The sequence below is a fragment of the Cupriavidus sp. genome, from assembly GCF_057315035.1.
Map to the genome: position 1 here is coordinate 41163 of NZ_DBHKYV010000034.1, position 4548 is coordinate 45710.

Here is a 4548-nt window from a genome sequence, read left to right on the forward strand (position 1 = left end):
GCGAGCAGCGTGAGCCGCGTGGCGAACGCCAGCCGCGCGCGCCGCGCGAAGGCCAGGCTACGCCGGCCATCGCACAGGCCACCGAACGCACTGAAGTCCGCCAGGAAGATCGCCAGGAAGCGCGCCGCGAGCGCAACCAGGAACGCCGCGAACGTCAACGGGAACGCCAGCGTGAGCGCACCGAGGCACGCGAGACCGACGAGCCGCTGAACGCCGCCGGCACCACTGCGCAGACCGCGTTTGAAGCCGCCCAGGCAGCGCCGGCAGTCGTTGCCGCCGTGGATATCCCGGCTGGCGCCGAAGACGGCGAGGCAGTGTCCGCCGACGCAGGTGAAGGCGAGGAACGCCGTCGCCGCAATCGTCGCGGTCGCAACCGCTACCGCCGCGAGCGCGAGGATGGCACACCGAACCTCGAAGTCAACGAAGCGAACCTGGCCGAAGTCAGCGCAGGCGTGACCGAATCGGAAGCTGAATCGGCATCGTCGCCGGCCCTGGTGGCCGAAGTGGCGGCACCGGTGGAGCAACCGGTGGCACAGCCGGTGGTGGTCGAGGCGGCCGCTGCTGCTGGTGCGCTGGAACGCGTGGAACCGGTAGCCAAGCCCGAGCCGGTGGCGCCTGCCCAGGCAGCCGAACCGGTGTTCGCCGCGGTTGCCGCACCGCAATCGGCACCGGTGGTCCCGCCCGCCCCTGCCTATGTGGAGCCCGCTGCGCCGGTCCCGGCAAGCCCGGCCGTGGAAGCCCCGGCACCGGTTGCCACCGCGCCGGTGGTTCCCGAGCCGGTCATCGTGACGCCGGACGTGGCACCTGCCCCCGCCGCATCGATCGCAGCGGTTGAAGCACCTGCCTCCACCCCTGATCCTGCCGTCGTGGCAAGCTATGCAGCCGCTCCGGTTGTGGCAGAAGCGAGCGCCAGCAAGCTGGAGCCGATGCTGGAAGCCGCTGGCCTGCAGTGGGTACACACGGACAGCGCCAAGCATGCTGCCGCGCAGGAAGCCGCCGCACGCATCGCACCTGCCCCGCGCGTGGTGCGTGAGCGCAAGCCGCTGCCGCCGCTGCCGGAAGGCCCGATGGTCCTGGTCGAAACCGGTAACCAGCAGCAACAACAGCAGCAACAGCAGTAACGCGCTGCAGGCTGGCAAGGGAAAGGGACGGCAATGCCGTCCCTTTTTTATTTTGTGGCGCCAAACTGACTTGGGACAAACCCGCCCACTATTCCCGCGCTGTATTCCCGTTCACGACCATTATCTGTACTGTTGTCACCACAGTGTTGCGCACGGCGTGATACCGCACTCGGCTAGAATGGCAAGCAGAATGGCTATCCCGGACGCCCTGCGCGCCGGTCAGCCGCGGCCCCACACATCATGACCGAAACTGTCATTCCGATCTTCGACCTGCGCGACCATCGATACAAATCGATGGTGCCGAGCATTCCGTCGCGCCTGCAGGCACCGACCGGGCTCGTGGCCGACACGCGGGGCCGGCCGCTGCATGACCTGCGCATCTCGGTGACCGACCGCTGCAACTTCCGCTGCGTCTATTGCATGCCGAAGGAAGTGTTCGACAAGGACTACACCTTCCTGCCGCACTCGGAGCTGTTGAGCTTCGAGGAAATCGAGCGGGCCGCGCGCCTGTTCGTGGCGCAGGGTGTCGAGAAAATCCGGCTCACCGGTGGCGAGCCGCTGCTGCGCAAGAACATCGAGCGCCTGGTGGAAATGCTGGCCCGCATCGATACCGTATCGGGCAAGCCGCTGGACCTGACACTGACCACCAACGCCTCGCTGCTGGCACGCAAGGCCCAATCGCTGCGCGATGCCGGCCTGACACGCGTGACGGTCAGCCTGGACGCCATCGATGACACCACGTTCCGCAAGATGAACGACGTCGACTTTGCCGTGCGCGATGTACTGCACGGCATCGAGGTTGCGCAGGCGGTGGGCCTGGCCCCGCTCAAGGTCAACATGGTGGTCAAGCGCGGCACCAACGATCAGGAAATCGTGCCAATGGCTCGGCATTTTCGCGGCAGCGGCACCATCGTCCGCTTTATCGAGTTCATGGATGTCGGCGCCAGCAATCACTGGCAGATGAATGAGGTATTGCCATCGGCCGACGTGGTGCGCCGCATTGACGAAGTTTTCCCGCTGGAAGCCATTTCCGCGAATTACTCGGGAGAGACCGCCGAGCGCTGGCGCTACCGGGACGGCGGCGGAGAGATCGGCGTGATCTCCAGCGTGACGCATGCCTTCTGTGGCGATTGCAGCCGGATTCGCCTGTCCACGGAAGGCCGTCTCTACCTGTGCCTGTTTGCCACCGAGGGCTACGACCTGCGCGCGCTGCTGCGCGATGGCCACAGCGACCTGGAAATCGGCAACGCCATTGCCCAGGTATGGCAGGCGCGCACCGACAACTATTCCGAGCAGCGCAGCGACCCCGCCGTACGCGCCGCACGAGCCGAAAGCAAGATCGAGATGTCGTATATCGGCGGCTGACCATGGTGCGCGACGACATCACGGGCCTGATCCTGGCCGGCGGCCGAGGCAGCCGCATGGGTGGCACCGACAAGGGCCTGCAAGCTTTCCAGGGCATGCCGATGGTGCAGCACACGCTGCAGCGCCTGGCGCCGCAGACTGGATCCATGCTGATCAATGCCAATCGGAACCTGGATCGCTACAGTGCGTTTGGCGTCCCGGTGATTCCCGATGCCATCCCTGACTTCGCCGGGCCGCTGGCCGGCATGCTTGCCGGACTTGCGCAATGCCAGACGCGCTGGATGGTCACGGCGCCCTGCGACACCCCTTTCCTGCCGACTGACCTGGTCGACCGCCTGGCGCATGCGATCGACGCGGAACAAGCCGAGATCGCGATCCCGGCCACGCTCGATGCCGATGGTCGCCGACGGCTGCAACCGGTGTTCTGCATGATGCCGGTCACGGCCGCCACCAGCCTGCGCGCCTATGTCGACGCGGGCCAGCGCAAGATCGAAACATGGGTCACCAGCCAGCGCGTGGCGCTAGTCGTTTTCGAGGATGCCGCCGCGTTTGCCAACATCAATACGCTCGACGAACTGCACTGGCACGAGACCACTGACCGAACAGGTCAGACAACAGGTTAGACTTCACCCGAACCTTCCATTGCCGCGGCGCGCCACGCGCGTCAGCATCACGACCATGCCTTCGCTGCAATCCGTCATTTCGTGCCTGTCCGACTACGATCCGTCCGCCCTGCCGGTCAACCAGGCCAACGCCATCATCGCCGAGGTACTGGAGCCAGTGCGCGCTATCGAGCAACTGGCAATCCGCTCGGCATTGGACCGCGTGCTGGCCCACGACGTGACGTCGCCAATCGACGTGCCCGCGCATGACAACTCGGCCATGGACGGGTACGCGTTCCCCAGCCAGGCATTGACACAGGCTCTGGCGCAGGGGCACGGCGACCTTGCACTGGAAGTCATTGGCACGGCCTACGCGGGCAATGCGTTTGCAGGCGAGGTCCAGGCAAACCAGGCGGTCCGCATCATGACCGGTGCGGTCATGCCGGCGGGCTGCGACACCGTGATACCGCAAGAGTTTGTCGAGATCCAGGCCGGCGGAAACCTGATCCGCTTCGCACCCGACCAGGTGCGCGCCGGAGACAACCGACGCCTGCGCGGCGAAGACCTGGCACGTGGTCAATCCGCACTGCGCGCTGGCCGCATCCTGACACCGGCCGATCTGGGTCTGCTGGCCTCGCTCGGGATACCCGAAGTCAAGGTGCGCCGACGCTTGCGTGTCGCCTTCTTTTCCACCGGCGACGAGTTACGCTCGGTCGGCGAACCGCTCGACGCGGGCTGCGTCTATGACTCGAATCGCTATACGCTGCATGGCATGCTGCGCCGGCTCAATGTCGAACTGATCGACATGGGCGTGGTGCGCGACGACCCCGAGACCATGGAGGCCGCCTTCCGCAGCGCTTGCGAAAACGCCGATGCCATCATTACGTCGGGCGGCGTGTCAGTGGGCGACGCCGACTATACCAAGCAGATCATGGCCAAGCTCGGCGATGTCACGTTCTGGAAGATCGCGATGCGACCGGGCCGCCCGATGGCATTCGGGCGCATTGCCTCGAATGGCCATGAAGCCATGCTTTTCGGCCTGCCCGGCAATCCGGTCGCCGTGATGGTGACGTTCTATCATTTCGTGCGTGCGGCCCTGCATCGGTTGATGGGTGCCGACGTGGCGCCCTTGCCGCGCATCCGTGCGCGCAGCACCACGCCAATCCGCAAGAAGCCCGGTCGTACCGAGTACCAGCGAGGCATCGCCGCGATGGGTGCCGACGGCAATCTGGAGGTCCGCCTGACCGGACAGCAAGGGTCAGGGGTATTGCGCTCGATGAGCGAGGCGAATTGCTTTATCGTGCTCGATCATGATCAGGACACCGTGCTGGCCGGGGATCTCGTCGAAATCATGCTGTTCGACGGTCTGATCTGACGCCTCCCCACGCGCCGCAAGCGCTGCGAACCCGGCCGCGTAGTCCCGCCACGCGGAACTACCGGGACACCACTCGCTCGAAGCT

Annotated in this window: 3 protein-coding genes and 1 pseudogene; all 4 read left to right on the top strand. The window is 65.7% G+C overall.

Going from position 1 to position 4548, the window contains the following annotated elements; all coding sequences use genetic code 11:
* Window positions 1–1121 (top strand): annotated as a pseudogene (locus tag ACO550_RS29690) (ribonuclease E/G); the annotation flags it as partial.
* A 240-nt stretch (window positions 1122–1361) separates the two neighbouring features.
* Window positions 1362–2486, top strand: a complete 1125-nt coding sequence (gene moaA / locus ACO550_RS29695) for a GTP 3',8-cyclase MoaA (protein WP_315596951.1) — start codon at window positions 1362–1364, stop codon at window positions 2484–2486.
* A gap of 2 nt (window positions 2487–2488) precedes the next feature.
* Window positions 2489–3109, top strand: coding sequence for a molybdenum cofactor guanylyltransferase MobA (mobA, locus tag ACO550_RS29700; RefSeq protein WP_315596952.1), 621 nt, complete (start codon window positions 2489–2491; stop codon window positions 3107–3109).
* A 55-nt stretch (window positions 3110–3164) separates the two neighbouring features.
* Window positions 3165–4463 carry a molybdopterin molybdotransferase MoeA gene (moeA, locus tag ACO550_RS29705; RefSeq protein WP_315596953.1) on the top strand — a complete coding sequence of 433 codons (1299 nt, stop codon included), beginning with the start codon at window positions 3165–3167 and terminating at the stop codon, window positions 4461–4463.
* The last annotated feature ends 85 nt before the right edge of the window (window positions 4464–4548 follow it).